The following is a 25375-nucleotide window of genomic DNA, read 5'->3' on the forward strand; positions in this document are numbered from 1 at the left end:
GCAAAGGTATTTAAAGGATGTTACTTTCGTGTTACAAAGAAATGAAAGAAGAGTGAAAGCATTGCCTTTTTACAAAAAGATTTAAAAAATGGGACTGAATAAAACAAGGTAACGATATTTTGATTATATTTGCAGTATTATTGCAAAACTAACAGATTTACGATATGAAAAAACTACTCTTATCAATCGCCTTCCTGCTCCCTGCTATGGGAATGATGGCGCAGACTCAGGTAACGACTGCCGAAGGTATCCTCGAAGGAAAAGACCTCTCAGGCATCACAGTATTCAAGGGTATTCCGTTCGCTGCCCCTCCGGTAGGAAATCTCCGCTGGAAGGCTCCGCAGCCTGTACAGAAATGGCAGGGCGTTCGCGAGGCCAAGGAGTTCGGACCGAACCCGATGCAGGAACCTCTCTTCGGCGATATGAACTTCGGAACGAAGACCAACAGCGAGGATTGCCTCTACCTTAATATATGGACACCGGCAAAGACCATGAAGGAGCATCTGCCGGTACTCATTTATTTCAACGGCGGAGGATTGATGGCAGGTAGCGGAAGCGAACCTCGATATGCGGGCGATGCGATGGCACGCAAGGGCATCATCTCCATCACAGCCAACTATCGTGAGGGCATCTTCGGATTCTTCGCCCACCCACAGCTCTCTAAGGAAACATCCTACAAGGGTTCCGGCAACTATGGATTCATGGACCAGGTGGCTGCCATCCAGTGGGTAAAGGATAACATCGAGGCTTTCGGCGGCGACCCTAACCGCATCACCATCGTAGGCGAATCGGCAGGTTCCATGTCGGTCAGCGCTCTGATGGCTTCCCCTCTCTGTCAGGGACTCTTTGCGCAGGCAATGGGTTCCAGTGGTTCAGTGATGGGATTCAAGAAGGTGGCTACACAGAAGGAAGCCGAGGAGAAAGGAGTGCAGCTTGCCCAGAAAATAGCCGAGAAGATGGGTAAGAAAAACGGCAAGAAGGTGGGAAAGAAGGTTGGAATGAAGAACCTCAACGAACTTCGTGCCCTTCCTGCCGAGGAATTGATGAAGCTGGCGGAAGTAAGAGCGGTTCCTGTCTATAATATCGACGGATATTTTATGAAAGAACAGCCTGTAGAGGTATTTGCCAAGGGCGAGCAGACCAAGGTACCTCTGCTCATTGGCGGTAACAACCAGGAGATGACTCCTGCAGCCGTATTGATGGGCAAACAACCTACCGTCGAGAATCTGAAGGCGGGTGCCAAGGCTACATTTGGAGAAGAGAACATCGAAGAACTCTTCCGCCTCTACGGTATCAACAGTGATAAGGATGTATTGGAGCAGCCGGGCGTGAACCTAGCTTCGGATATCTTCCTCGATTATTCTACATGGAAGTGGGGCAACATGCACAAGCTGACAGGCGGACAGCCTGTTTACCGCTACCGCTATTGCCATCCTCGTCCTGCTATGGCCATCAAGGGCAAGGTGGCAGCATTGGCTGGCGGCGTGGTAGATGCCAAGGAAGATGCGGCTCCTGCGCCACAAGACAAGGGAGCCGTTCATTCTGCCGACATCGAGTATGCAATGGGTACATTGCCAACCAACCGCGTGTTCAACTGGCAGCCGGAGGATTATATGATCAGCGACATCTTCAACCAGTATTACGTCAATTTCGTAAAGACCGGCAATCCGAATGGTCTGGGTCTGCCTGAGTGGCCATCCACCAACGGCAAGGCAGTAGCCCCTGTGCTTCAGATAGACGTGAATACCGTCGTAAAAACTGATGCCCAGATGGAGAAGCGCTATGATTTCATAGACAAACTGTTTTGGAAGAAGAAATAATTCTCTCATTACATTGAATCAATCGGAATACAGATTTCATTGAATAAACCAGAAATAGAGATGTTTCAGAAATTCATTATCAACAGAGACGGAGTACTGAAGTTCGGGCGTGTCTATCTTCACCGTGACATGCTGTCACCCGGCGAGCAATGCACCTACGGGGGCGGTTTGTGGAAGATAGATGAAGGCAGAGGCGCCATCGTGCTCTACGGCAGAAGTTTCGACTTCGGTCCTCCCGATTTCGACTTTGTGAAACAGATAGACTGGACGGGCTTGGGCGGCACCCCTCGCCCGCTCTTCTATCTGCCTCATTGGCCTAGCGAAGAAGAGATTGTGCCAGTCATCATCAATTAAGAAAATAGTATAATATTCTATAATTTTCTGTGTAAAACTTGCGGATATCAGAATAAAACACTATTTTTGCGAAGAGAAATCCTTCTCGGGGAAGTGCTCTCTAAGAGAAGAGATTCCGTAAATAAGTAACAATTAAAAAGCAGTATAGTATGAAAAAGAAATTAGTTTTGACAGCAGCCGTCATCGCTGCATTGTCAGTTGTCTCCTGCAATGGCAAGAAGACAAATAGCCAGGGGGCTGACCAGGATAGCCTCAGTTATGCTGAAAATGATTCGCTCAATTCCAACGATGTCATTCTCGATTCCATCGCCGGCACCTACGAGGGAACTCTCCCTGCTGCCGACTGTCCGGGCATCAAGACCGTTTTGACGCTCAACGCCGACAGCACCTACCAGTACTCAGCCGACTATCTGGAGCGCAAGGATGGTCACGACGAAGCGAGCGGTATCTTCAAGGTATTGGCTAACAACGTGGTAGAAATCACCCGTCCATCGAGTGGCGAGACATCTTACTACAAGGTAAAGGATGCCAACAGCCTCATCATGACCGATTCGCTGGGCAATGAGCCTGAAGGCGCCATGGCTAAGCACTATGTGCTGACTAAGAAAAGGTAAAAGAGCCTTTAAAAGATAAAAGGGTAAAAAGAGCACCCTAGCGTAACATTCCGCTAGGCTCTTTTTACCTTTTTACTTTTTTACCCTTTTACCTTTAAAACGCCTTTTTTGCCGGTTCTCACAGCGCCATTATTACAAACCTGTTACATTCCTGCCTTTCAAGTTAAAATCAATTAAGTTTTGCACCGGAACCTTCGCTATTCCAGATATTTTTCCTAATTTTGCGCCCACGTTTCTAACAGATGAAATGATTTTAAGATTCAATGGTATATACTAAATAGATTAAGGATAAAGAAAAATGGAACATGTTTTTACTGAATCGATGTTTTTGGTGGGATTCGTGATTTTCATCGCCGCCATACTCGTATTAGACATGCTGGTCATCGACCGAAAGGCACATGTGGTGTCTATCAAGGAAGCCGGTTCATGGACGGCTGTATGGATTATTCTAGCGCTCGCCTTCGCCGTATTCATCTATTTTCATGGCGACATGGTACACGGCATAGAGAACTTCGACGACCTGAAGCTGATAGCCTCGCGCTATGCTTCGCATCTCAAACTGGACCCGAACGACTATGAGGGGAGTCTGCAGCAATACCGGCACTATATGACCATCTCCTACATCTCGGGTTATCTGATAGAGAAAACGCTCTCGGTAGATAATCTCTTCGTGATGATGATGATTTTCACCTCGTTCGGAGTAGACAAGAAAGATTACCAGCACGTACTGAACTGGGGTATTCTGGGAGCCATCGTGCTGCGCTTCATCTTCATCTTCGCGGGTGCTGCGCTCATCAGCCGGTTCGCCTGGATTTTACTCGTATTCGGAGGATTCCTGGTTTACAGCGGTGCCAAGATGTTCCTCAACAGGAACAAGAAGGAGGAAATCAATGCTCTGGAGCATCCGGTAGTGAAGTTCATGCAGAAGCGCCTGCATCTGGGTCCGCTGGTGATGACGGTGGTATTCATCGAGTTCTGCGACCTGATTTTCGCCTTCGACAGCATCCCAGCCGTTTTCTCGGTATCGCTCGACCCATTCGTGGTGTTCTTCTCGAATATCTTCGCCATCCTGGGCTTGCGTGCCCTCTTCTTCCTGCTGGCAGCGATAGCAGACAAGTTCCGCTATCTGAAGGTGGGTGTGAGTGTGCTGCTGGTGTTCATCGGTGTGAAGATGCTCATCCACGATTTCTTCGAGATTGATGCAGTCAGTTCGCTGGTATTCATCATCCTCGTACTGCTCGTCAGCATCGGGGCTTCGGTGGTGATTCCGCAGAAACAGGAAGCGTTGGAAAATACGAAATAAGCAAACCATTCTTGGAAGGAGATTATCATCAGGTAATCTCCTTCCAGGAAAACATAAAAAGGGCGATTGCTATTCCCCACGCAAGGGATAAGCAATCGCCCTTATCTTTTATGAACTCAGTTTAGAAAGAAGAGCAAATGAATTGGCTTTCCCTTCGGCCGCCGAACTTTGTTTCTTCACTCTTCTCTCTTCACTCAATTTACTTCCAAGGATTCTCTGTTGGGTAAGGCAGACTAGCTGGCTGGTTGTAAGCGATATCCTTGATGCCGAGATACTTGAATACCTCGAACAAGGTCTTACCTACGTGAGAGAATGCTACGGCTCCGTGGTGTGGATAACCCTTCTGAATCAATACGTGACGATAGAAGCGGCCCATCTCGTTGATGGCGAAGATACCGATACCACCGAATGAACGGGTAGGAACATCGAGAACCTCACCCTCTGCGATGTAGCTGCGGAGGTTGCCCTCTGAATCGCACTGCAGACGGTAGAATGTGATGTCAGAAGCTGCGATATCACCCTCCAAGGTACCACGGGTGAAGTCTGGTTTACCACCATTCTCCAACAAACGGTTCTGGATGAGCTGATACTTAATCTTACGGCTAGAGCACATCTTGCACTGTGGAGTGTTACCGCAGTGGAAGCCCATGAAGGTATCAGTCAACTTATAATCGTACTTGCCCTTGATGTCCTCATCATAGATATACTGAGGAACTGAGTTGTTGATATCGAGCAATGTAACGGTATCGTCAGAAGCACACATACCGATGTACTCTGAGAGCGCACCATAGACATCAACCTCGCAAGCTACAGGAATGCCGCGGCTAACGAGACGGCTGTTTACATAGCAAGGCTCGAAACCGAACTGGCTTGGGAATGCAGGCCAGCACTTGTCAGCGAATGCTACATACTGGCGAGAACCCTTGTGAGCCTCTGCCCAGTCGAGCAATGTCAACTCAAACTGTGCCATTCTGCGGCTGAGATCAGGATAGTAGCATCCCTCGCCCATCTCCTTGGCCATATCAGCGCAAACCTCATCGATACGTGGGTCGTTCTCATGCTCCTTGTAAGCTACGAGAAGGTCGAGCTCTGAATTCTCCTCAATCTCAACACCGAGTTCGTACAAGCCCTTGATAGGAGCGTTGCAAGCGAAGAAGTCCTGTGGACGTGGACCGAAGGTGATAATCTTCAAACCCTTCAAACCGAGGATAACGCGAGCTACTGGTACGAAGTCCAGAATCATCTTAGCTACTTCCTCTGCTGTACCTACAGGATACTCAGGGATGTAACCCTTCAGGTGGCGCATGCCAAGGTTGTAAGAGCAGTTGAGCATACCGCAGTAAGCGTCGCCACGACCATTGATCATGTCGCCGTCACCCTCTGCAGCTGCAACAAACATGCAAGGACCATCGAAGTTCTTTGCAATCAAAGTCTCAGGAGTCTCAGGACCGAAGTTACCGAGGAATACAACCAAAGCGTTGCAGCCCTGCTCTTTCACTTCGCCCAAAGCCTTGAGCATATCTTTCTCGTTCTCAACTGTAGTCTGGCAGTTGAAGATTTCACCCTTGTACTCTTTTACGATGTTCTCACGGCGCTGAGTAGAAAGCGCGATTGGAAAACAGTCACGGCTAACGGCAATAATACCGAGCTTTACTTGTGGAATGTTGTTGCTTACCATAATTTTAGTTTATTACTTAAGTTTTTGTATAAATTGCTTATATTTATTGATTCTTATTGATTCATTTTTGAGTTTGTTCGGTTGACAATTATTCATTGTTCCGAGCACAAAGGTACAAATATATTTTGTATCACCAAGCGTTTTAAGGAATTTTTAATTCAAAAAAATGGCGCAAAACCGAAATTCTGCGCCAAATGTAACATATGATAAAGTTCTTGATACATTTCATACATGTCTCTATTATCATCTGATACCCTTTTTCTGCCTTAACATCTTCTTTAATATCTTCGCAGCGGGCGGTACCGGATGGTATAAATCTGATTGAAGTACTCCTTCCAGCTGTTCGGCTCCTTGTCATCATCACGCACGATGCGGATGCCATAGAATCGGGTACCCGTCTCCTTGTATTCCCGGAATCTCGACAACAGCTGCTGTGGCGGATCTGGAATCAGGAAGTCGGTAATCCAAAGCACATCGGCATTCACGTAATGAAGACCATCGTTGTCGAGAAGGTCGAACATCTGGGTCATCATCTTCTTTGCCGATGTTCCGCCTCCGATAAATGGAAGGTGGGTTGTGGTAGGCTGCCGCCGGATGCCTCGCCCGGTATGCGCCTGTCCATCTCCGTCGGAAGGAGCTGCATCTGCTTCGGCTGATTCCATCATAGTGATTCCGATTCTCTTCAGGCGCTCTGCCTTCCGCTTCGCCATCAGGTCGATGGCACGGGTACTGACGGAGAAATCTATCAGGAAGCAGTCTCGCTCCAGATCTTCTGCCGTCTCTTCCAGCAGAGAGATGAGTGTTGAGGATATCCTTTCAGGCGTGCCATACATGCTGGCTGAGGTGTCCAGGCAGACAATCATCGGACCCTTGCGGGAGGCATGGGTAAAGCCCAGTTTGCGGGATGGTTTCGACATTTCGCTCTTATAACGGAAGGTCTGGAGTCTTCGCGTGCGATACTTATATATAAAGAGGCCCTCCATATCTTCATCGCTGTACTGTGCCAGTTCAAGCGGGAGAAGGGAGTTGAGATCATCGCCCACGGTAATGCCCTCAATATCGCTACCCGCTGAATGCTCCATCTTCATCTCTACGCCCGATGCGATGGTGAGCCGGTCTATGCCGTTAGCATCGGCTACTCGTCCCATCTTCGCCACAATCTCCTTGATTTCGGGGTATTTATCCTGAATCTTCACCTGGTTCAGACGGCGTTCAAACTCCGTTTCAGTCCATCCGTTCGTCATCAGTTCCCAGGCTTGTACGGCGCGCTGTTCCGAAACGCCCTTCGTCTTCATGTTGCGGGTTATCTGGTCCATCATGCGCACCAGTCCTGTTTCGAAGTTGTTCTGGCGCAGGGAGATGAAGTCCTTCAGCTTGTTCAATACCTGATGGTCGATGCAGACCTTCCAGTCTCTTACCAGCCTTTCCCAGTTTTCGGGTTTCGAAGCCCCGTCTCCAGTCATCAGCTTGAGGAAGAAAGGCTTATCGAACCCATCTTCAGCATGTTCCTGTTCCAGCTGGTCGAGCAAGGGGAGCCACACCTGCTCATCCATCCGCTTGAAGGGAGCCCAATCGAGCACATCATCAGCCCGATGACTCTCGGTCCAGGCACGCTGGCGCTGGAACCGCATGTGATGGACGCATTCCACGATGAATTTTCCCACACAATCATAGAATACCTTGCTCTTGATTTTGCTGTTCACCACCTGGCGCACGAATTTCTGCACCTCTTCGCCAGTTTCCGGAATCGTTACTTTCAGAGTAAAGAGATGAATAAGATAATCCTTCAGCGGGTCTTCCTTCAAATTCCAAGGCATGGCGGTGCCTGTCGGATCAGGAATCTTCACCTGTCCCGACTTGCAGAAGTCATCCAGCATCTTCAAGTAATACTGTGCCTCCGCCAAATCCTTGTTATTCTGGTATTTCATAGGAGTAAATCCTTATTTTTTCTCCATCAGATATTCTGCGAAGATTCTTGCAGCACTCTCTACTTTGGCTGCGCAAGGGCGAGACTTGTAATATTCTGCCGTTCTTGCCGAAGCCACATAGCTGGACTGCGCTTTCTCGTGGCCCTTCAAGCCGAGGATTTCGGCACAGATGATACTACCATTCTGCTCCTTCGATTTGGCGAGCAAATCCTGCACCACCTTATAGCAGGCCGACTTGCCCTCACGGTCATCCCCCTCGGTCTGTCCGCAATCCAAGCCAACGAGCACCACGATGCCCGAAACAGCACCACACATCATTCTCATTCTGCCTACTCCACCACCGAAGCCGGCACCTATGCGCTTCGCCATCTCATCATCAAGACCATATAAATCGGCAAAGGCAGCCACTACCGACTGGCAGCAGCCATAGCCTTGCATAAAGTTATCCACAGCCCGGTGAACACGCGCCTCCAACTCTGGAGTCAATATTTTCTGTTCATTCATCATGTTTAGAGTCTTCTATATATAATAATGTAATAGGAGGCGATTAAACCTCATAAAGTTTCATCGTATCCTGACGGGTAAACGCCAGCTCCTTATAGAAATCACGGAGATAAGCCGATATTTCCGCCTTATCATCAGCAGATGCGAAGAGATTCTCGCCCAACTGCCTTTCCAGCGAGCTCAAGCCATCCGAAAGAGTTTCTATCTCCCCTTCGTAATCCCTGCCATCCTCCGGATTCCTGCGTACACGATGATATTTGATGTCCTCAGCAAGCGCATTCTTCATCTCCACGAGTTTATCTGCAAAAGGAGAAAAGAGGGCACGGATCACGATGTTTCGGATAGCATCCCGCTCTTCCGGCTCCTGCCACAGACAATGGTAGATAGGAAGCAAATCGCAGATATCCACCTCTTCCCTATCCTGCATAAAGGCAGAAGTGCGAAGCAGGCGGACGATATTCTTCCATCTTCGGTCACTCACATAGATATTTCTGCGCTCGGCAGCCTCATCCACATTCACGGCTCTCAGAGATTTACGGATGGCGGAAATTGCATCAAGCACCTCCTCCTTCACGCCAATCTTACAGATTTTCTCCGCCCATTCAGCATACTCCTCAGCAGTAATCTTCAAATCAGAAAAATCTGCGGAATCAGATTTCCCCATAGAACCAGAAGAATCTGTGGAATCTGTGAAATCTGTGGGACCTAAGAAATCCGTGGGAGCCTCCAGCAGCATCGCCCGGAAATTCTTCTCCAGCTTAATCGGTCGGCTTTCTATTCTGATAACGAATCGGTCCCAGAGCGCCTCCAGTCCTTCTCCCTTAGCCGGCAACTCATTGCTTGCAGCCACGAGAAGCTTCAGAGGAAGATGCATTTCTCGATTGCCGTTTCTGAAGATTTTCTCGTTAATCACCGTAAGGAGCGTGTTCTGGATAGCAGGTCCCGCCTTCCAGATTTCATCCAGGAAAACCACATCGGCTGTAGGCAGATAACCCTCCACCGCACGCTCGTAAGTATCCGAAGTCTTCAGTTTCTGAATGCTCACCGGACCGAAGATTTCATCGGGTGTAGAGAATCGCGACATCAGATACTCAAAGCTCTGAGCATCCCTGAATGCCGTTTTCAACTGTCTGGCTACCATACTCTTAGCCACACCCGGAGGTCCCAGCAGGATGATACTCTCACCTGCCAGAGCTGCCAGGAGCGAGAGCGATATCTCCGTCTCCTTCTCATAAATGCCCCGGTTCATCTCACCGAGTAATTGTTTGAATCTTTCAAGCATATTCTTACTTTTCTATTCAGAATCATATAAAGACAAAAAGAAGTTAAGAGATAAAATTCATTATCCCTTAACTTCCTCATATTCTTTTATATAAATAAGGTATGGCTTACTTTACGTTGCCCACCTTAATCAAGTACTCAGCAATCTGAACAGCGTTCAGGGCAGCACCCTTACGAATCTGGTCGCCAGTCAACCACAATGTGTTACCATTGTCATCAGCCAAATCCTTGCGGATACGACCTACATATACATCGTCCTTACCGGCACTCTCCAATGGCATTGGATAAACGTAGTTCTGGGCATCATCCTTTACAGTTACGCCTGGAGCAGCCTCCAAAGCCTTGCGGATGTCCTCTACTGCCAATGGCTTCTCAGTCTCAAACCAAACACTCTCTGAGTGAGAACGGAGTGAAGAAACGCGAACGCAGGTAGCACTGGTGCGAACATCAGAGTGCATAATCTTGCGGGTCTCGTTATACATCTTCATCTCCTCCTTGGTGTAATCGTTAGGAGTCATCTTGTCAATCTGTGGGATGACATTGTATGCCAACTGATGAGGGAACTTATTGATATGCTCAGTTTTACCGGTCTCGATGATATCCTTATACTGCTGCTCAAGTTCAGCCATGGCAGCAGCACCGGCACCTGAAGCACTCTGGTAAGAAGAGATATGAATCTTCTTGATATGGCTTAAGTCATCGATAGGCTTCAACACTACTACCATCATGATGGTGGTACAGTTAGGGTTGGCGATGATGTTGCGAGGGCGGTTCAGGGCATCCTCAGCATTTACCTCAGGCACAACCAGAGGCACGTCGTCGCACATACGGAATGCGCTAGAGTTATCAATCATCACGGCACCATACTTGGTGATAGTCTCGGCAAACTCTTCTGAAGTGCCGCCACCAGCAGATGTGAAAGCAATATCGACATCTTTAAAGTCATCGTTATGCTGCAAAAGTTTGACCTCATAGTCCTTTCCCTTGAAGTTGTATTTTCGTCCGGCAGAACGCTCAGAACCAAACAACACCAAATCATCCATAGGGAAATTTCTCTCAGCAAGGATACGCAGGAATTCCTGTCCTACTGCGCCACTTGCACCAACAATTGCTACTTTCATAATCGAATCTTTTAATTTATAAAGTTGTTATAAGTGTAAACTGTGGAAGAGAAAGCCAGCCTCCTTATCATCTTCATGATTCCTCATTTTCTGATAGCTTCATGATTTCTCATTTTCTGATAGCCGGAAACTGCTTATTTTCTCAAATCCGCTGCAAAGTTAAGACTTTTTCTACAATATCAAGCATAAATTCCCAAAAATTATTACTTTTTGCTGCAAATTTATCATTTTTGCTTACTTTTCTGCAAGAATATGCAGAAAAATGGAGAAAAATAGTCGCTATTACGTTTGGCAGTTCAAAAGAAGAATGCAAGCATCCTCATAAAAAATATCAGGAAATCGTGCCTTGGATTATATTCAAGGCACGATAGAGTGCAGGAAAATTGAATTATCTCTCTTGATGAGTCATAATCATCCTCAAAGATTTCTTGCAATCCTCGCACAACCCATGTTTCATGTAAAAGGTATTCTTGCCATGGGCATCCTGCATCAGGCACTTAGGGGCATTCGTCTTACAATGCGGCAAACCGCGAGAATGCAGGAACTCATGGATTGTTACTTTCCATAAGTCATCCTTTCGTTTCAATCGGAAGGTTGAAACCACACAGGCGTCACCAGGCCGGAAACTCAATCCCATGATTCCATAGTTGTATTGTCCATGAATAGAAGTAGAGATGTCTCGATGCGTCAAACCTATCGTTACGATTTCATCATTACCTCCATGCTCTTCATGCAACATTTTCAGGATTTTCCCAGCCCAATACCTGTTTCTTGGTTTGTAGAGACATGAGGCAGGTATTTCTTTCTTGTCTCCAACAAATACAGATGCCTCCACCCAAGCCTTTGGTTTCGTATTGAAAATGATACCCAACTGCTTCACGAGTTCTTCTCTCAACTGTTCTGCCTCCTGATGTGAGAAATTTCCCAAAGGTTTTAACTCAATTACATAACCCAATGGAGGATCTGCAGGGAGACTATCTCCCATTCCCTCATTGCCATGACTCTGATTTCCATTGTAACAACCTGCTAAAAACAGGATTGAGATTCCAGCAATAAACAGCAATAACTTCTTCATAGAATATTCTTTTTATTTGTATTTTGCATAAATCAATATAGGTCTTCTCTTGGAAGATTCCTTGTATATCTGCATCACTTTCTCCACGCAGCTCCTTGATACAGTAAAGCAGCCACGGCTCTCTGTTCCTAGCGGAATATACTCCTTTCCACCGGAGAACCTTGTCACCTTGCCAGCAGAATGAATCAGGATACCACGGGCTTCTGCCAGATAATTGCTCTTGTCGAGCCCTCGAAGGCGAACGCAGTTTTTGAACTTCATTCCACCTTTTCTTATCATGACATATCTTCCAAGACTCGTGCATCCACTTCCAGGGTTATTACTGAACTTTGGTTGGGCTGCTGTATTTCCCTTACCACTTCCATGCATGCAATAGCTGCTCATTACTCTTTTGCCACGCTGCAAGTCATAGATAAAGAACCTCTTCTTGCCAGATGGTTTGGAGAAATCCACGAGGATATAGTAATCCTTACTGTATCCTCGTCTGTCGCAATAATCTCTTACTTGCGTCAGATTCTCACAATCCACCTGATGATACCACTCTTTAGCATCCACCGTATTCTTAAAAAACGGTTTTGTGAACCTATTATAAATAGGTGGAACGAAAAGAACACCGATGACAAGCAGAACCAGTATTCCCAATATAATCAATAACTTCTTCATAATAATGCAAAAGTAGAAAAAAATAAGCAAGTAATGATGCTATCCATACGTGGATTGTATCAAATACTCGCTTATGTGTATGAAATCATCATTGTCTACAACATCAAATCCTTGATGGTTGTACCATTCATGAATCTGCTTAAATCTACCCTTTCTCCAATACCATGCAAATGTCCGGTTTCTGAATACTGCCAGATATTGCACTTTCCTCTGCCGTCGATAGAGGGTTGTCGGGAGTTATAATTGGCGATGAAGAGATAATAACGATTGAACTTCGCCCCCATCTCCTTATTATAGAAGCTCTCGTTGCTATAGATGATAGGATACTTGCCATAGTGTTTCTTCACCAAGTCAGCAAACACCTGTATGCTATCCTGCAGCTGTCGTCCCTTCCATCTTCCCTGGATGCCTTTCTCCTCCACATCCAATACAGGAATCAAGTCCTGTTCACTCTTCTTCACCATCTTTTGGAAATCCAGGAACTGAGCAGTTACTGAAGAGCCGGCAGACATCAGATGATAAGATTCCACCTTCAACCCATATTTACGAGCCAGTCTGATATTTCGGCGATAATGTCGATCCACATATCCCTTACCATGTGTAGCTCTGATATAAACGAACTTGATTCGCTTGTTCTTCGCTATTTCCTTCCACTTGATAACTCCATTGTGTTTCGATACATCAATGCCGTCATATCCGCCATGCGTATAAGGTTGCCCTTTCAATCTATCAACGAACACATCAGAATAAGATGAAGCGATGCCTAACCATCGCTTCACCTTATATGGCGACACCACATACATGATTCCCAGCCCCATACCAGCCAAAACAACCAGGCTGCCTAAGGAAACCAAAGTATATTTTAATCCTTTCTTCATTATATTTTATCTTTTAGTTGTTTTCAGGGGACAAAGATAGTGAATTTATCCGAAACAGCATAGAAAGTTGGGGGATAATTGTATGAAATGGGGGACTGAAAGTACGAAACTCAAATTCTTTAGGATTATTCATAAGAAAAGCAAAAAAAACTTTGGTACTTTCAAATATTAATCGTAATTTTGCAACAAATAAGAGTAACCAAAATTAAGGAGGATTACAATATGACTAAAATAATGTCAAACTCAAAAGAACGACTAAACGATAAAGCCCAACGCTTTTTCGAGGATAGCTGTACTGTTCAAGAACCTACAGTTGCCTATCGTCACGAATATGCAACAGAGGCTCATAACGAATCCGAAGAATATCCTTTTATGACACCATGCAATAATGACGAGTTGGTGAATCATGTCTTAGCTCGTGAAGAAGAATATGCAAGAACAGGCAACGCTGTTGACTTTCTAGAAATGATGGCCGATTTCAAAAACGAATTCGAATGGTAAAGATACGAGTATTACCACCAACCCAAGAAGACATACGCTATTGTATCGAATATGCTAGGGATGAGTTTGGAAGGAAATGCGTTTTGAGATGGAAAAAGGAACTTGAGGCCATATACACTCGTCTCATTATGTTCCCTTTGTCATATTCTCCAGAGCCTATTCTGAAAGATTTTCATCGAGATTATCGTAGCGCACTGCTTATGGACAACTTCAAGCTCATTTATCGCTACGACAAAGATCGTGACGAAATCGTTATTGCTGACATTTGGTACACCAAACGTTCTCAACAAGCATTATTGAGACAATTCAAAAGGAAACTATAAAAACTTAGCGAGCAAAGGAGGGATTCCCCCCTTTTGCTCGCTATATTTTTATCTTCTACCATTTCACCACCACCATAATCCTTATCGTCGATGGGGAAAATATAGTTGCGTATATTACTTTACATTATTGTTCCCTGATAAAGACTTTTCTGAACGTTTTTAAAAGAAAGCATCCAATACTTCCTCAAACACATCATTAGGACTCACTTTATTGAAGAGACACATAGAAGTTTTGAGCTTCAGCACGTCTATTCCGCTTCCCATGATATATTTGATGTCCTTACCCTTGTGGAGCAAGAGCACCTTGCAGCATTGACGGAGTCTGTCACCCAGAATCTCATGTTCAACATAGGCTCTGGCTTCACCCTCGCCATCCAAGCCATAGTATTTTGAATTGTAACTATGTCCGAGCCCCTTCTGCTGTGGGAAGATATACCATATCCAATGGCTTTGTTTTCTACCTCCTTTCAGTTCACTTAAAGCCTGGGTATAGGCAAACTCCTGTGCATCCAGAAAACGCAAGAGATCATAGTGTGGCTGCTGAGCCTTTAGATATCCGATAATGTCCGAAGATGTAGAATCGGACGCCAAGCTTTCACCAGCGACAATTTTCTCATGATCAATTCGTTTGGGGCATTTACCGGGAACGAATAAAGCACTCAAAGACTTCACAAAAGTGACACTTAATTTCAAAAAATTCATCCTTGTTTTAACGTTTTATTAAATTCTACAGCAGTTCCGTTCGCAGATGGATAGGGAGCAATAACCTTCACCTTATTTAGAAGTAGAAGATACGGGAACATACACCCCATAATTCTCACAAACTTCTTTACTGGAAATATACCAAGAATAATCTTTCTCCTTATCCGAAGGGCAGATAGTCATATTTACGAAATTGCTAATTCTCAACTGTAGATACTTGAAATCATGTGCCGACAATATATCGTTAGCACATTCGGTAAAATACGATTCATCTTGCTTTAACTCTTTGGCTCCATTCCAATGAATCTTGACAAGATACTCCTCGCCCGGCATCAATTGAGCTTTACTTCCAAATACAAGTTTCTGTGTTTGCATATCTAGCAAATGTACATAATCCCATACTTCTGCATAAGGAATAACATTTCCCATTTCGAGATAATATTGACCGAACTCATTTCTCTTACGCACTTTCTTATAATCAAATCGAAAATATACACGATCCTCTATCTCTACAAGGTGCCCAGAGATATTTTTTACGCCAATATGATATGTAACGCCAAAGTCGTTTATCATAGAACCATCCAATCTAAATTGCAAGCCATTGGCTACAAAACCATTAAACCATTCTTTTTCCATAATTTTATTCATTATTGATTACTATTTCATTTGTACCTACACAGCCATTAAACCTCAGAAGTTGTTTTCTAGGGGCAAAGATAAAGAATTTATCCGAAACTACAAAGAAAAATAAGGGATAAATGTATAAAAGATGTGCTGGAAATATAAAATGGCAAAACTGATGCTTGACATTGCCTATCAAGCATCAATTTTGCAAAATTAGACAATAATCGGTAGTCAACTAGCCTATTGATTATTTTAATTCACCCTTATCTCAACACTGCGTTAAATTAACATTTAATTATCTGTAAATCAATAACTTATATTAAGAAACGCTTATAAAAATTCAACTATAAAAAGTTGATCAAGTCGCTGATTTTCAGTAACTTTGTAGATCACGACAAATACAATATTACATGAATACAGGACTTGACCAATATATGGATATCTTTAAAGATGCAGTTGAAGATTCAGCTGCAAAGATAACAAAAAGTTTCGAGAAAATACTCATCGAGGTGATAATTTTGTTCATGGTAATACCAAGAAAGATAAATTTCACCCAAATGGGGAGGTATGGCTCGCATGTTGAACAAACCTATCGCAACGCATTCGGCTTGAAAAAGTCGAAGTGCATTGATTGGCTCAAACTTAATGTCTCACTTGCCAAGCGCTTCTTTGGTAAACAGGGAAGATGGGCTATTGCCATTGATCCCAGCTACATCAGCAAAGCTGGCAAGAAAACTCCACATATCGGTCGTTTTTGGTCGGGATGTGCACAGTCTGTTAAACATGGTCTCGAAATCATGGGTATTGGACTCATTGATATTGATACCAAAGACTGCATGATGTTAAGAGCCCACCAGTCGCTAAATAATAAAGAACTGAGTCTTAGAAACAAGACTATGGTAGATTTCTATATCAGCGTCATTAAGCGTTATCCCAAGGCACTCAAGTGTAAAGTTAGACTTGTCATCTGGTAGATGCCGAATGGCAAGAAGAAACTATTCTTCTCTACAGACACCTCACTTTCAGGTGAAGAGGTACTTCTTTATTATAGGACCAGGTTCCAGATCGAATTTTGCTTTTATGACAAGAATATCATTATGTCAAGTTAGACAGATTTGACCTGTGAAAAATTGTTGATTATATGAATTTTACAGCAAAAACTTATCATAAATACTTCTCATAACGTTATATTACAGTATAGGGCATAAGCCCCAAAACTAAATATTATATATTATGCAAGAAGTAAAGATTCAAGTCCTAATGGATCGATGCATCAAGTACTTTGAAGACCATTGTTACACAGAGAATAGAATATCTGTGTATAAATGTCTATGGCGTAAAGGCATCGTCCACTACATGTCGGCTCACGACATTGAGAATTATTCCCCTTCTATTGGTGAAGAGTTCCTGTCAACCTGTCATCATTATGGTGAGATTCGTCACCAGGAGCGTGAAATGATTCGCAGTATTCAAGTCCTTGACGATATGCTTTCGTTAGGGCTTATACGTAAGCGTTGTTTCACTCCTGTTTTCCATACCCTCGATGGGAAGATTGGCATGGAGATGGAAAAACTCATCATCCATCTTACTTCTCTTCGTAGAAGTCTGGTGACTATAAATGACTATCGTTTGTATCTAAGCGAGTTCTTAACTCATCTCAATCTCAGTGGTGTCAACAGTGTGTCCGAGATTGCGGATAAACACATCTTGTCGTTTGTCTCGTCCCATCCGACCAACAAGGTAAACATAGTTTCTGCCCTGCGTGTCCTCTTTCGTTTCTGGAAAGCGGAGCATATTGTAGATGGAAGGTTTGATGGTCTGTTTGACACATATAAGCTGCGCAAGAAAGAGCGTATTCCTTCGTTTTACACAGCAGCAGAGGTAAATATAGTAGAGAACTCCGTGAATAGAAGCAGCGGCGTTGGCAAGAGAAACTATGCAATGTTATTACTTGCATCACGTTTGGGGTTGCGAGCTTCGGACATAGCCAACCTACAGTTCTCTAATATAGACTGGGACAACAATGTACTAACCCTTGTGATGCATAAGACCGGAAAGGTCATAGAGTTGCCATTGCTTGCGGATGTTGGTAATGCCATCATAGATTACTTGCAGCATGGAAGACCTCAGACAGTTTCACAGAATGTATTTCTTTCTTGCAAGGCACCTTATGTGCCAGCAACCAAAAGTATGGTATGCTCTGCAATAAACAACATCATCTGTAAATCCGGAATAGATGTATCGGCCAAGCATCATGGTCCACATTCTCTACGTCATTCTCTTGCAAGCGTCATGCTTGAGAAAGGCACGACGTTACCTGTCATATCCGAATCGCTAGGGCATCGCAGTACGGAAACAACTCTCACTTATCTTAAGATTGACATAAAGTCTTTGATAGAGTGTGCCATTCCTGTACCGCCAGTTCCAGATGCCTTTTACAAACAGAGAGGAGGTGCGTTCTATGGCTGAGCAATTTAAATATTCCAGCGTGTTAGCCTCATATATGAATCATCTTCTTGACATTAAAATATCTGCAGGAATCAGTGCGTTGCGTACCAGATGGATATTGAAAGAGATTGACGACTTTGCCAATGCAGAGTGCCTAAAGGATCCTCATATCAAAGAGGTGTTCTTCAAAAAGTGGAGAGCTACACGTGTGGCGGACTGTGACAGAACTTTATATTCCAAATGTTCCGTATGGTGTCAATTGACAAGACTGATGTGCAGGTGTGGCTGTGTATGCTTCATTCCACGAATGCCCAAGCAACCGAAGTCTGATTTTACTCCGTATATATTCACAAAGGAGCAGATTGGCGCAATCTTTTCTGCAGCGGACGAATATAGACTATATGACATACGCATGGGTACAGCTCTCATAGCCATGCCAGCTCTTCTTCGTTTACTATATAGTACAGGAATGCGTATATCTGAGGCTCTTTCCATCCGCAACAAACATGTTCATCTGGATGAAGGTTACATTCGCTTAGATAAAACCAAGAACGGAAGTGAAAGGATCGTACCTTTATGTGAGTCGATGAAGACGGTACTTACATCTTATATGGAGTATAGAAACAATATGCCCATCAAAGACATAGCTGCAGGAAATGGTTTTTTGTTTGTAAAATCGGACGGGACTAGCATCAAGGCTAATAGTGTATATCAGCATCTGCGCAAATTGCTGGACACATGCGGAATTCCCCATAAGGGGAATCATCATGGACCACGCGTTCACGACCTGCGACATACGAATGCAGTACATGCTCTTGTACAGATGGGGCACAAAGGAATGGACTTGTATGCCAGTTTGCCAATTCTCTCAACATGCCTGGGACATCACTCGCTGAAAGCGACAGAGCAGTATGTTCGCCTCACATGCAACATGTATCCAGAATTGGAAGAGCAATGTTCTGAAATCAACGCTTTTGTCTATCCAAAGATATGTAAAGCCTATGACTACGACGACTGACTTTGCCAAACATTTAAGCCGCTTTCTGGTAGAATACCTGCCTCATGAGCGTAATGTAAGCCCTAACACCATATCCTCCTATAGAGATGCATTTGTACAATTTATTGACTTCATGAAAGATATTAAAGGAATCACAGTTGAAAAATTGCAATTGAAACATCTCACGAGAGTAAGTGTAACCGAGTATCTCGAATGGCTACTTAACAAGCGAAAATGCTCTGCAGCGACACGTAACTATCGGCTTGCTGCCATTCATTCTTTTTGTCATTACTTGCAATATAGCGTCATAGAAATGATAGAAGAATGGCAAAAGATCCTAACTATTAAAGCCATAAAAACATCAGGGACAACACTTAACTACCTGACAATAGAAGGTATCAAGTTGTTGCTGGCTCAGCCTGATACATCAACTTGGAGAGGCCGAAGAAATCTCGCTTTACTCTCACTAATGTATGATACGGGAGCAAGAGTCTCTGAAATAGCAGATCTTACTGTGGATAGTGTGCGCATAACCCATGAGCCATATACCATACGTCTGTTCGGAAAAGGACGCAAAGCACGAATAGTACCGCTTGTAAAGGAACAGGTGTCAATTCTATGTGAATATATGGAAGAGAATCATCTTAACGATTGCAACAAAGCTGCGTCTCCACTTTTCTATAATGGCAGAAATGAAAAGCTAACGCGTGAGGGTATCACATACATTCTTTGTACTTATGCAAACATGGCAAGGAAGGTGTCTCCAGAACTTATTCCGCAAAGGATTAGTTGTCACTCTATACGTCATAGTCGAGCTATGCATCTTCTACAGGCTGGAGTCAACCTTATTTATATTAGAGATTTGCTAGGACATGTCTCTATTCAAACAACGGACATTTATGCTCGTGCAGACTCTAAAGCAAAACGTGAGGCGTTCGAAAAGGCGTATACAGATCTCACACCTAACCGAGAGGCTGATAAATCTTGGGAAAACAATAAAAATCTCAGAGATTGGCTCAGAGGTCTGAAGAAATAGTTATCATTATGAGAAGTCGAACGGAGAAGCATTCTCCTAAAGTTCTGATCTTCAATAATACTTTTCCATTCACTTCTCATAATGTTATTCTTGTCATAAAAGTAATTATGTAAAGCTTCTCATAATTACTTTCGTGACGCCAAAGGCTATACTGGTCTTATGGACTGCCAGGCTCGTGATAAGTGGAAACTCGATTTTGCTTTCAATGCTTCGTTCACATCACTAAATGTTGCCAGGGTAACTATGAAGGAGATGGGAATGGAATATTCTATGTCTTCATTTAAGTCACTGGTGACCAACATTTATCTGGTGAAACGAATTTTTAAAGCAAGCGGGTACACCCCGAACCGAACTTTAATTAGCAAAATTTTCAAAGATCTCTCGTGCTTACAGCGTATAGCTGCTTAGCACATTATTGAATTATTAACGAACTATTGATACAATAAACACAATTTTAAATCGGCAGGTCATCAGATAATCTGATGGCATTTTTGTTGCTGTGCAGATAGGAAATCCAGAAAATTTGTACTTTTGTAGTCGATATTTAAGAAAAAAGAGTCAACGTATCAATATTTTTTGTACCTTTACCGACAAAACGGATATGATTGTCCGCTAACTTCATGATGATTGGCTTACGAACAGATTATTCGCAATGGTCAGTTAATGGCAGGTTGCCAAACAGAAAATCTGATTATTCTTATGGTTGGAGAAGTTTATAGTCAAGAGAAAAAATAGATTTACTTTTATGGAGAAGTTTGAAATATTTAAATTAAGGCTCTGTAAAGGCTTATTTAATGGCATTATATCTGATTACATATTAGCTGTAGTTAAGAGTACAGAGCATATTTTAGAAGGACCAATATTAGCTGAAATTTTAGATGATTCTTATGTCACGAAGTTTAAAGACTACATTCATGGCAATAACCTAAAATTTCAAATAGATAATTGTGTGCTGTTACCTGAGGAATTACGTTTTATCTATGGTAACGTATCTAAATTTATTCTTAATGGAAAATACGTGAGAAAATTCAATAATTTCTACAGCGGTATCAGAACTGTAAAATATAATGCTGTAGAATATGAAGACTTTTATACTGGACAAATTCCTGATGGAATGACGTTAAATGGTCCTATTTCTCTTAATGATTTACTCCCCATAGTCTATACTGAAATATCTGTATTTTGCGCTCGTGATGATAGAAGATGTTTAGCAGATATTGCCGATAGAATACGTAAACGCTATTATTTACCGTTTTCTGCAACATCATTTCCTTGTGTTTCTCGCTCGGAATTTGATAAAAGTATGTCTGATAAGAGTAATAAAAATAAGAAGTTACAAAGTGAAAGTGTATATAAACTATATAATGTTCGAGTTCAACCAGACAGAAAACATTTTCGTGTAAACCTTTATAATGAGCATTGTGTATATGAACCTGACACTATAGATTATGAACTATGTGACTCTGTTTGGGCTTCAGAGTTACTACCATACCAAGGTCGTTCTGTAAATATTCCCGAGTATAATAGTGAAGGCTTACCACTGGGCATTTTATGGGGACATAATATTTTTTGTAATCTTTCTTTTCAACCTAGTTATCAAATAATAGGTGAGAATCGTCAGATTAGGACAGATAAATATGGTTATCATTATAAAGATTCTCAAGTGTGGGCTTTTTGTTTAGTATCGAAAGTTGACGAATATGGTAATTGGGTTTATATTAAAGGATATGATCCAATATATCAAAGAATGCAGATAGAAGAGAAGAAATATAAACCAACACCAGAGGCTATAGAATCAGAAATAAATGACATATATGTTGAGGATATAGATTTAGAAGAATATCGCCATAGATTCAGAAATAGTGATTTTTCAAAATCAGTTTCTGAGTCAACCTCATCTATTGAATATGTTGATTTTAATGTTAGGTATGATAAGTACTCTTCCTACAGTATGTATCCTTTTATATGCTTACCTATTATGGAAACACCAATCATGCCCTATAGAATACAAAAAAGAGTTTACAATCGTGGAATTCAAGAAGATTCATTTGAAAAAATGCTTTCTCGATTCATAAAAGATCCTTATGAGGTCAGATCTGATATTGGTTTGGTAAATGACAGAGACTTATGTTATGAACCCGATATTGCTATTGTTCATCAGGGACATCCTCATGTTCATATTGATATAGAGATTGACGAACCTTATTCTGTTAATAACGAACCAATTCATTATATCGAATGTGATAATGACCAAAAGAGGAATAAATATTTTGTTGACCATGGGTGGATTGTTATTCGTTTTTCAGAGAGACAGATTACACTTTATCCTAAAGGTTGTTTAAAAGTAGTCGAAGATGTTTTGTCATCAATTGATTCTACGTATTTGCCTGAAAAAAAACCTTTAAATGAACAAATTGTCTCCGAAAGACATTGGTCACTTGAAGAGGCCCGTCAAATGATAGCAGCAAATGAGAGGTCGAAATATTTAGGTTTAGACATTGTGCAAAAGTCTGTCCCAAATAGTGGTGAAACATTCCCAAAACAACTGACAGAATCAGAAAAACGTGTTAGAGCGGAAATAAAATCTCAGAATGAGTCAGACTTGCAAAGGGAAGAAGTACAAGAATTATCATTTTCTGCCCAAACAGGCAAAAAAGTATCTTGGTGGCGAAGAATCTTGCGTTATTTTATAATGCTAAAAAATAGATAGAAATAAAATGTGATTTTAGGACCCCATCTTTAACATATAAACCAAGACGCAGGCAGTACGAATTCAAATAAAGAGTTTGACGCACATTTTCAGTGCATCAAACTCTTTATTTTTTATCTACAATAGTTTATTTTACTGCAACCTTGATTGTATTATCACCAAATTTTGCAATAACCATGGTTTCTGATACAGCGCAGGATGCGGTACCGTCAACGGCAGAAGATGAGCCGATAAGCTTGCCATCAGCTGCATAAAACTTAACCACCTCGCCATTATCAAGACCCGAAATGCAGACGATGCCATCATGAGCGGAAGCCACAACGCCACGGGTTCTAGCCTGATAGATGTTGGTTGTATTTCCAGGTTGGCATTGACCCAATATAGTGTTGCCTTAGCCTTTTCGGATGCAGAATAGCCATCAGCTGTTGCATATACAGATATGTCATAAGCTGCTGAAAGAGATACATTACCGTCTTCGCAAAGTGCATCTGTAGCCATATCCTTATCACTGATAGTATAGTGATACTTTGCTCCTGCTGTTTCGCTAGAGAACTTTAATTTTCCTGCACCATAAAAGATTGATGGAGTGGCACATGGGGTAACAGGTTTATCGTCATCACCAGATTCGTTTGGATTCCAGGCAGATATATTAATAAAATCAGAGCCGAAAGTTTTCTTAGAATCCTGAAGATATTCCGCTGGGACTTTTATTCCTATATAGTTTGACAACCCCATGCTAGAGTAATCACATGTTGGTGGTACACCTTTAAAAAAAATTGTATTAAGTTTTACACTGTTTATGAAGGTACTATATTCTCCTATCCATTTTACTGATGCGGGAATAGTAATGGAAGTCAAACTAGTGCAATACGCAAAACATAAAGAACCAATAGATGTTACGGATGCAGGAATGGTTATTGAAGTCAAACTACTGCACCCATAGAAACAAGCTTTACTCAACGATGTTACAGATGGCGGAATGGTTATTGAAGTTAAGCTTTTGCAATCCCAAAAACAACTCCAATCCAAAGAAGTTACTGATGAGGGAATAATTATTGAAACTAAACTACTGCAACCATAGAAACAAGCTTTACTCAACGATGTTACAGATGGCGGAATGGTTATTGAAGTTAAGCTTTTGCAATCCCAAAAACAACTCCAATCCAAAGAAGTTACTGATGAGGGAATAATTATTGAAACTAAACTACTGCAACCATAGAAACATTCATACCCCAATGATGTAACAGATGAAGAAATGACTATAGAAGTTAAGCTACCACATTCCTTGAAGCAACGAACACCAATTACCGTTACAGTTGAAGGAATTGTGATGGAACTCAAGTTATAACAGGCACTAAAACATTCTGCTCCTAAAGTTACAACAGAATATTCCGCTCCATCTGTGCCTTTTATTTTTCCAGGAACAACAATATCTCCAGCATATTTTCCATTCGTTTTAGGTATGAGTATTGCTGTCTTTGTCTCTGAATCTAATTTGTAATTTAGACCATCTATTTCTTCAGCAAATGCACTACTAGTGGTCAGAACGAGCATAACCACCATAATAATAAAGCTCTTAAAAGAGTTGTGGGCTGATAGGCTTAGCCTGTCCGTTTTTAAACGTAAAATGTCCCATAAATAAATATTTTACTAATTCAACAATATCAGATTATTCAATAACGAATATCCAAATGGTTGGATTGAATGTTGACATAATATATTTTTCCAATACCATAAGTATACCTCGATTCCCAACTTGTTCCCAGAAGTTGCATTAGTAACTAAATTTAAATGAAATGGCGTGGGACTATTGTTCTGTCGCCGAAATAGAGGTTGTGGAAAGACCTTTCAACTAGCAACTAACAATAGCCCACGCCAAAAGGTATATCGATACCTTCCCCTTAAAGAGAAAAGAATACAATAATCCCCTAGCGTGAGCCGTATTGCAGTTCGTCATAGTTGAATTTTGAAATTTCCACATCTCTATTTCAAGACTAACGTTCAATACGCTCATTCATTTGAGTCTTCATCGCAGCCATTCTTTTCCGTCTACTCCAACTCTGACCGCAAAAGTAAGCAATATTCTTGATACTGCCAAACTTTTAGCCACTTTTTTATCGGAAGAACTTGATTTTTCTGAAAAGGATAAGAAAAAGGCATCGGATGGCGCCACTGCCAAAAAGATAGCACTTCCACATTCCTATTTCATGACGGCTCCGATGCCTATATACCTCAAACTTTTCTATCCTCCAAATATCAAAACCTACCTTGTATGAAATGCCATTCTGTATGTATCAAATGACAAAGAGGAGGCGTCATAAGTCTAAATTACAGTTGGCGCATAACAGTTGACCTACGCATGCACATCACCTGTTGTGCAAACGCATATCAGCTGATATGCAAGCGCACAACAGCTGTTGTGCGACCGGAGATACTAACTAACTCAAAAACATATACTATCTTTTCTAACAACTTATACTATGTTTTCCAACAACATATCAGCAACATTCCAACAAACAAAAAAGGGTGAATCATTAACTTATGACACACCCTCTTTGTTAAATCAGACACACAATTGATCTTATCTTATAATATTATACTCAAACTCATAATCCCCATTCTTCAGCCATTCGGGAACATCTTCCCCAATTTCCATAAGGCCTTCAATATGAAACTCCAGACTTTCCTTTGCCTCCTTTTGCAAAGCTTCAAAAGTTGGCGCTGTAAAAACCACCGCTCCAGGTACATTACTACCAAGAGAACCGCCATAATTTCTGTCGCACCACGCAACGTCAACAATAACCTTTTCCATCAT

At 42.4% G+C, this 25375-nt stretch carries 21 protein-coding genes and 2 pseudogenes; 11 read left to right on the forward strand and 12 right to left on the reverse strand.

What is annotated here, in order from left to right; genetic code table 11:
* Window positions 1-164: 164 nt before the first annotated feature.
* The 4 genes from ONT19_RS08580 to ONT19_RS08595 all read left to right on the forward strand — a co-directional run bounded on the left by ONT19_RS08580 (window position 165) and on the right by ONT19_RS08595 (window position 4091).
* Window positions 165-1820 carry a carboxylesterase/lipase family protein gene (locus tag ONT19_RS08580; RefSeq protein WP_264952708.1) on the forward strand — a complete coding sequence of 552 codons (1656 nt, stop codon included), beginning with the start codon at window positions 165-167 and terminating at the stop codon, window positions 1818-1820.
* A 60-nt stretch (window positions 1821-1880) separates the two neighbouring features.
* Window positions 1881-2174, forward strand: coding sequence for a hypothetical protein (locus tag ONT19_RS08585; RefSeq protein WP_117587460.1), 294 nt, complete (start codon window positions 1881-1883; stop codon window positions 2172-2174).
* Between the two features lie 149 nt (window positions 2175-2323).
* Window positions 2324-2788: a copper resistance protein NlpE gene (locus tag ONT19_RS08590; RefSeq protein ID WP_006848274.1), complete on the forward strand. Its 465-nt coding sequence runs from the start codon at window positions 2324-2326 to the stop codon at window positions 2786-2788.
* A gap of 298 nt (window positions 2789-3086) precedes the next feature.
* Window positions 3087-4091 carry a TerC family protein gene (locus tag ONT19_RS08595; protein WP_264952707.1) on the forward strand — a complete coding sequence of 335 codons (1005 nt, stop codon included), beginning with the start codon at window positions 3087-3089 and terminating at the stop codon, window positions 4089-4091.
* Window positions 4092-4290: 199 nt separating this feature from the next.
* Here ONT19_RS08595 and ONT19_RS08600 read toward each other — a convergent pair whose 3' ends face one another.
* The 8 genes and pseudogenes from ONT19_RS08600 to ONT19_RS08635 form a co-directional block, all read right to left on the reverse strand.
* Window positions 4291-5769, reverse strand: coding sequence for an L-fucose/L-arabinose isomerase family protein (locus ONT19_RS08600; protein ID WP_264952706.1), 1479 nt, complete (start codon window positions 5767-5769; stop codon window positions 4291-4293).
* Window positions 5770-6047: 278 nt separating this feature from the next.
* Window positions 6048-7697, reverse strand: coding sequence for a vWA domain-containing protein (locus ONT19_RS08605; protein ID WP_264952704.1), 1650 nt, complete (start codon window positions 7695-7697; stop codon window positions 6048-6050).
* A 12-nt stretch (window positions 7698-7709) separates the two neighbouring features.
* Window positions 7710-8204: a C-GCAxxG-C-C family protein gene (locus ONT19_RS08610; protein WP_264913076.1), complete on the reverse strand. Its 495-nt coding sequence runs from the start codon at window positions 8202-8204 to the stop codon at window positions 7710-7712.
* Between the two features lie 217 nt (window positions 8205-8421).
* Window positions 8422-9483: pseudogene (locus tag ONT19_RS08615) on the reverse strand (AAA family ATPase); the annotation flags it as partial.
* 106 nt (window positions 9484-9589) lie between these two features.
* The gene (locus ONT19_RS08620) at window positions 9590-10603 is read right to left on the reverse strand and encodes an aspartate-semialdehyde dehydrogenase (protein ID WP_117662130.1); all 1014 of its coding nucleotides are present in this window, start codon (window positions 10601-10603) and stop codon (window positions 9590-9592) included.
* A 388-nt stretch (window positions 10604-10991) separates the two neighbouring features.
* Window positions 10992-11678, reverse strand: a complete 687-nt coding sequence (locus ONT19_RS08625) for a hypothetical protein (protein WP_264952702.1) — start codon at window positions 11676-11678, stop codon at window positions 10992-10994.
* Between the two features lie 12 nt (window positions 11679-11690).
* Window positions 11691-12341, reverse strand: a complete 651-nt coding sequence (locus ONT19_RS08630; RefSeq protein WP_264952701.1) for a murein L,D-transpeptidase catalytic domain family protein — start codon at window positions 12339-12341, stop codon at window positions 11691-11693.
* 95 nt (window positions 12342-12436) lie between these two features.
* Window positions 12437-13219, reverse strand: a complete 783-nt coding sequence (locus ONT19_RS08635) for a glycoside hydrolase family 25 protein (RefSeq protein ID WP_264952700.1) — start codon at window positions 13217-13219, stop codon at window positions 12437-12439.
* A 222-nt stretch (window positions 13220-13441) separates the two neighbouring features.
* On the opposite strand from ONT19_RS08635, the gene ONT19_RS08640 reads away from it, so the two are divergent.
* Both ONT19_RS08640 and ONT19_RS16315 read left to right on the forward strand, forming a co-directional pair.
* Window positions 13442-13720, forward strand: coding sequence for a hypothetical protein (locus ONT19_RS08640; RefSeq protein WP_153086657.1), 279 nt, complete (start codon window positions 13442-13444; stop codon window positions 13718-13720).
* Window positions 13714-14043 (forward strand): type II toxin-antitoxin system RelE/ParE family toxin, encoded by a 330-nt coding sequence (locus tag ONT19_RS16315; RefSeq protein WP_367399981.1) that lies wholly within the window; start codon window positions 13714-13716, stop codon window positions 14041-14043. Before ONT19_RS08640 ends, ONT19_RS16315 begins: the two co-directional genes overlap by 7 nt.
* A 159-nt stretch (window positions 14044-14202) precedes the next feature.
* On the opposite strand, the gene ONT19_RS08645 is transcribed toward ONT19_RS16315, so the two are convergent.
* Both ONT19_RS08645 and ONT19_RS08650 read right to left on the reverse strand, forming a co-directional pair.
* The gene (locus ONT19_RS08645) at window positions 14203-14634 is read right to left on the reverse strand and encodes a DUF1810 domain-containing protein (protein ID WP_264952699.1); all 432 of its coding nucleotides are present in this window, start codon (window positions 14632-14634) and stop codon (window positions 14203-14205) included.
* A gap of 183 nt (window positions 14635-14817) precedes the next feature.
* The gene (locus ONT19_RS08650; protein WP_254969930.1) at window positions 14818-15381 is read right to left on the reverse strand and encodes a hypothetical protein; all 564 of its coding nucleotides are present in this window, start codon (window positions 15379-15381) and stop codon (window positions 14818-14820) included.
* Window positions 15382-15779: 398 nt separating this feature from the next.
* Between ONT19_RS08650 and ONT19_RS08655 the strand changes: the two are divergent.
* From ONT19_RS08655 to ONT19_RS08675, 5 genes and pseudogenes are all read left to right on the forward strand, one after another.
* Window positions 15780-16454, forward strand: a pseudogene (locus ONT19_RS08655) (transposase); the annotation flags it as partial.
* A gap of 175 nt (window positions 16455-16629) precedes the next feature.
* Window positions 16630-17838, forward strand: coding sequence for a site-specific integrase (locus ONT19_RS08660; protein ID WP_264952114.1), 1209 nt, complete (start codon window positions 16630-16632; stop codon window positions 17836-17838).
* Window positions 17831-18835: a tyrosine-type recombinase/integrase gene (locus ONT19_RS08665; RefSeq protein ID WP_264952113.1), complete on the forward strand. Its 1005-nt coding sequence runs from the start codon at window positions 17831-17833 to the stop codon at window positions 18833-18835. Before ONT19_RS08660 ends, ONT19_RS08665 begins: the two co-directional genes overlap by 8 nt.
* Window positions 18819-19850, forward strand: a complete 1032-nt coding sequence (locus ONT19_RS08670) for a site-specific integrase (RefSeq protein ID WP_264952112.1) — start codon at window positions 18819-18821, stop codon at window positions 19848-19850. The genes ONT19_RS08665 and ONT19_RS08670 overlap by 17 nt, the downstream gene beginning before the upstream one ends.
* 745 nt (window positions 19851-20595) lie before the next feature.
* Window positions 20596-22560 carry an endonuclease domain-containing protein gene (locus ONT19_RS08675; protein ID WP_264952698.1) on the forward strand — a complete coding sequence of 655 codons (1965 nt, stop codon included), beginning with the start codon at window positions 20596-20598 and terminating at the stop codon, window positions 22558-22560.
* A 132-nt stretch (window positions 22561-22692) separates the two neighbouring features.
* Here the strand turns inward: ONT19_RS08675 and ONT19_RS08680 are convergent, their stop codons facing one another.
* Together ONT19_RS08680 and ONT19_RS08685 are read right to left on the reverse strand one after the other, a co-directional pair.
* The gene (locus ONT19_RS08680) at window positions 22693-24123 is read right to left on the reverse strand and encodes a leucine-rich repeat domain-containing protein (RefSeq protein WP_264952697.1); all 1431 of its coding nucleotides are present in this window, start codon (window positions 24121-24123) and stop codon (window positions 22693-22695) included.
* Window positions 24124-25141: 1018 nt separating this feature from the next.
* Complete coding sequence (locus ONT19_RS08685; protein WP_264952696.1) at window positions 25142-25375, reverse strand: type II toxin-antitoxin system HicB family antitoxin; 234 nt, start codon at window positions 25373-25375, stop codon at window positions 25142-25144.

The organism is Segatella copri (assembly GCF_026015625.1).
GTDB lineage: Bacteria > Bacteroidota > Bacteroidia > Bacteroidales > Bacteroidaceae > Prevotella > Prevotella copri_H.

What these genes read in the sequence shown, in the direction of transcription:
- ONT19_RS08620 (WP_117662130.1), bottom strand. Translation starts at nt 10,603, where the DNA reads ATGAAAGTAGCAATTGTTGGTGCAAGTGGCGCAGTAGGACAGGAATTC.
- ONT19_RS08600 (WP_264952706.1), bottom strand. Translation starts at nt 5,769, where the DNA reads ATGGTAAGCAACAACATTCCACAAGTAAAGCTCGGTATTATTGCCGTT.
- ONT19_RS08630 (WP_264952701.1), bottom strand. Translation starts at nt 12,341, where the DNA reads ATGAAGAAGTTATTGATTATATTGGGAATACTGGTTCTGCTTGTCATC.
- ONT19_RS08580 (WP_264952708.1), top strand. Translation starts at nt 165, where the DNA reads ATGAAAAAACTACTCTTATCAATCGCCTTCCTGCTCCCTGCTATGGGA.
- ONT19_RS08625 (WP_264952702.1), bottom strand. Translation starts at nt 11,678, where the DNA reads ATGAAGAAGTTATTGCTGTTTATTGCTGGAATCTCAATCCTGTTTTTA.
- ONT19_RS08640 (WP_153086657.1), top strand. Translation starts at nt 13,442, where the DNA reads ATGACTAAAATAATGTCAAACTCAAAAGAACGACTAAACGATAAAGCC.
- ONT19_RS08675 (WP_264952698.1), top strand. Translation starts at nt 20,596, where the DNA reads ATGGAGAAGTTTGAAATATTTAAATTAAGGCTCTGTAAAGGCTTATTT.
- ONT19_RS08665 (WP_264952113.1), top strand. Translation starts at nt 17,831, where the DNA reads ATGGCTGAGCAATTTAAATATTCCAGCGTGTTAGCCTCATATATGAAT.
- ONT19_RS08595 (WP_264952707.1), top strand. Translation starts at nt 3,087, where the DNA reads ATGGAACATGTTTTTACTGAATCGATGTTTTTGGTGGGATTCGTGATT.
- ONT19_RS08670 (WP_264952112.1), top strand. Translation starts at nt 18,819, where the DNA reads ATGACTACGACGACTGACTTTGCCAAACATTTAAGCCGCTTTCTGGTA.
- ONT19_RS08680 (WP_264952697.1), bottom strand. Translation starts at nt 24,123, where the DNA reads ATGGTGGTTATGCTCGTTCTGACCACTAGTAGTGCATTTGCTGAAGAA.
- ONT19_RS08590 (WP_006848274.1), top strand. Translation starts at nt 2,324, where the DNA reads ATGAAAAAGAAATTAGTTTTGACAGCAGCCGTCATCGCTGCATTGTCA.
- ONT19_RS16315 (WP_367399981.1), top strand. Translation starts at nt 13,714, where the DNA reads ATGGTAAAGATACGAGTATTACCACCAACCCAAGAAGACATACGCTAT.
- ONT19_RS08660 (WP_264952114.1), top strand. Translation starts at nt 16,630, where the DNA reads ATGGATCGATGCATCAAGTACTTTGAAGACCATTGTTACACAGAGAAT.
- ONT19_RS08605 (WP_264952704.1), bottom strand. Translation starts at nt 7,697, where the DNA reads ATGAAATACCAGAATAACAAGGATTTGGCGGAGGCACAGTATTACTTG.
- ONT19_RS08585 (WP_117587460.1), top strand. Translation starts at nt 1,881, where the DNA reads ATGTTTCAGAAATTCATTATCAACAGAGACGGAGTACTGAAGTTCGGG.
- ONT19_RS08635 (WP_264952700.1), bottom strand. Translation starts at nt 13,219, where the DNA reads ATGAAGAAAGGATTAAAATATACTTTGGTTTCCTTAGGCAGCCTGGTT.
- ONT19_RS08610 (WP_264913076.1), bottom strand. Translation starts at nt 8,204, where the DNA reads ATGATGAATGAACAGAAAATATTGACTCCAGAGTTGGAGGCGCGTGTT.
- ONT19_RS08685 (WP_264952696.1), bottom strand. Translation starts at nt 25,375, where the DNA reads ATGATGGAAAAGGTTATTGTTGACGTTGCGTGGTGCGACAGAAATTAT.
- ONT19_RS08650 (WP_254969930.1), bottom strand. Translation starts at nt 15,381, where the DNA reads ATGGAAAAAGAATGGTTTAATGGTTTTGTAGCCAATGGCTTGCAATTT.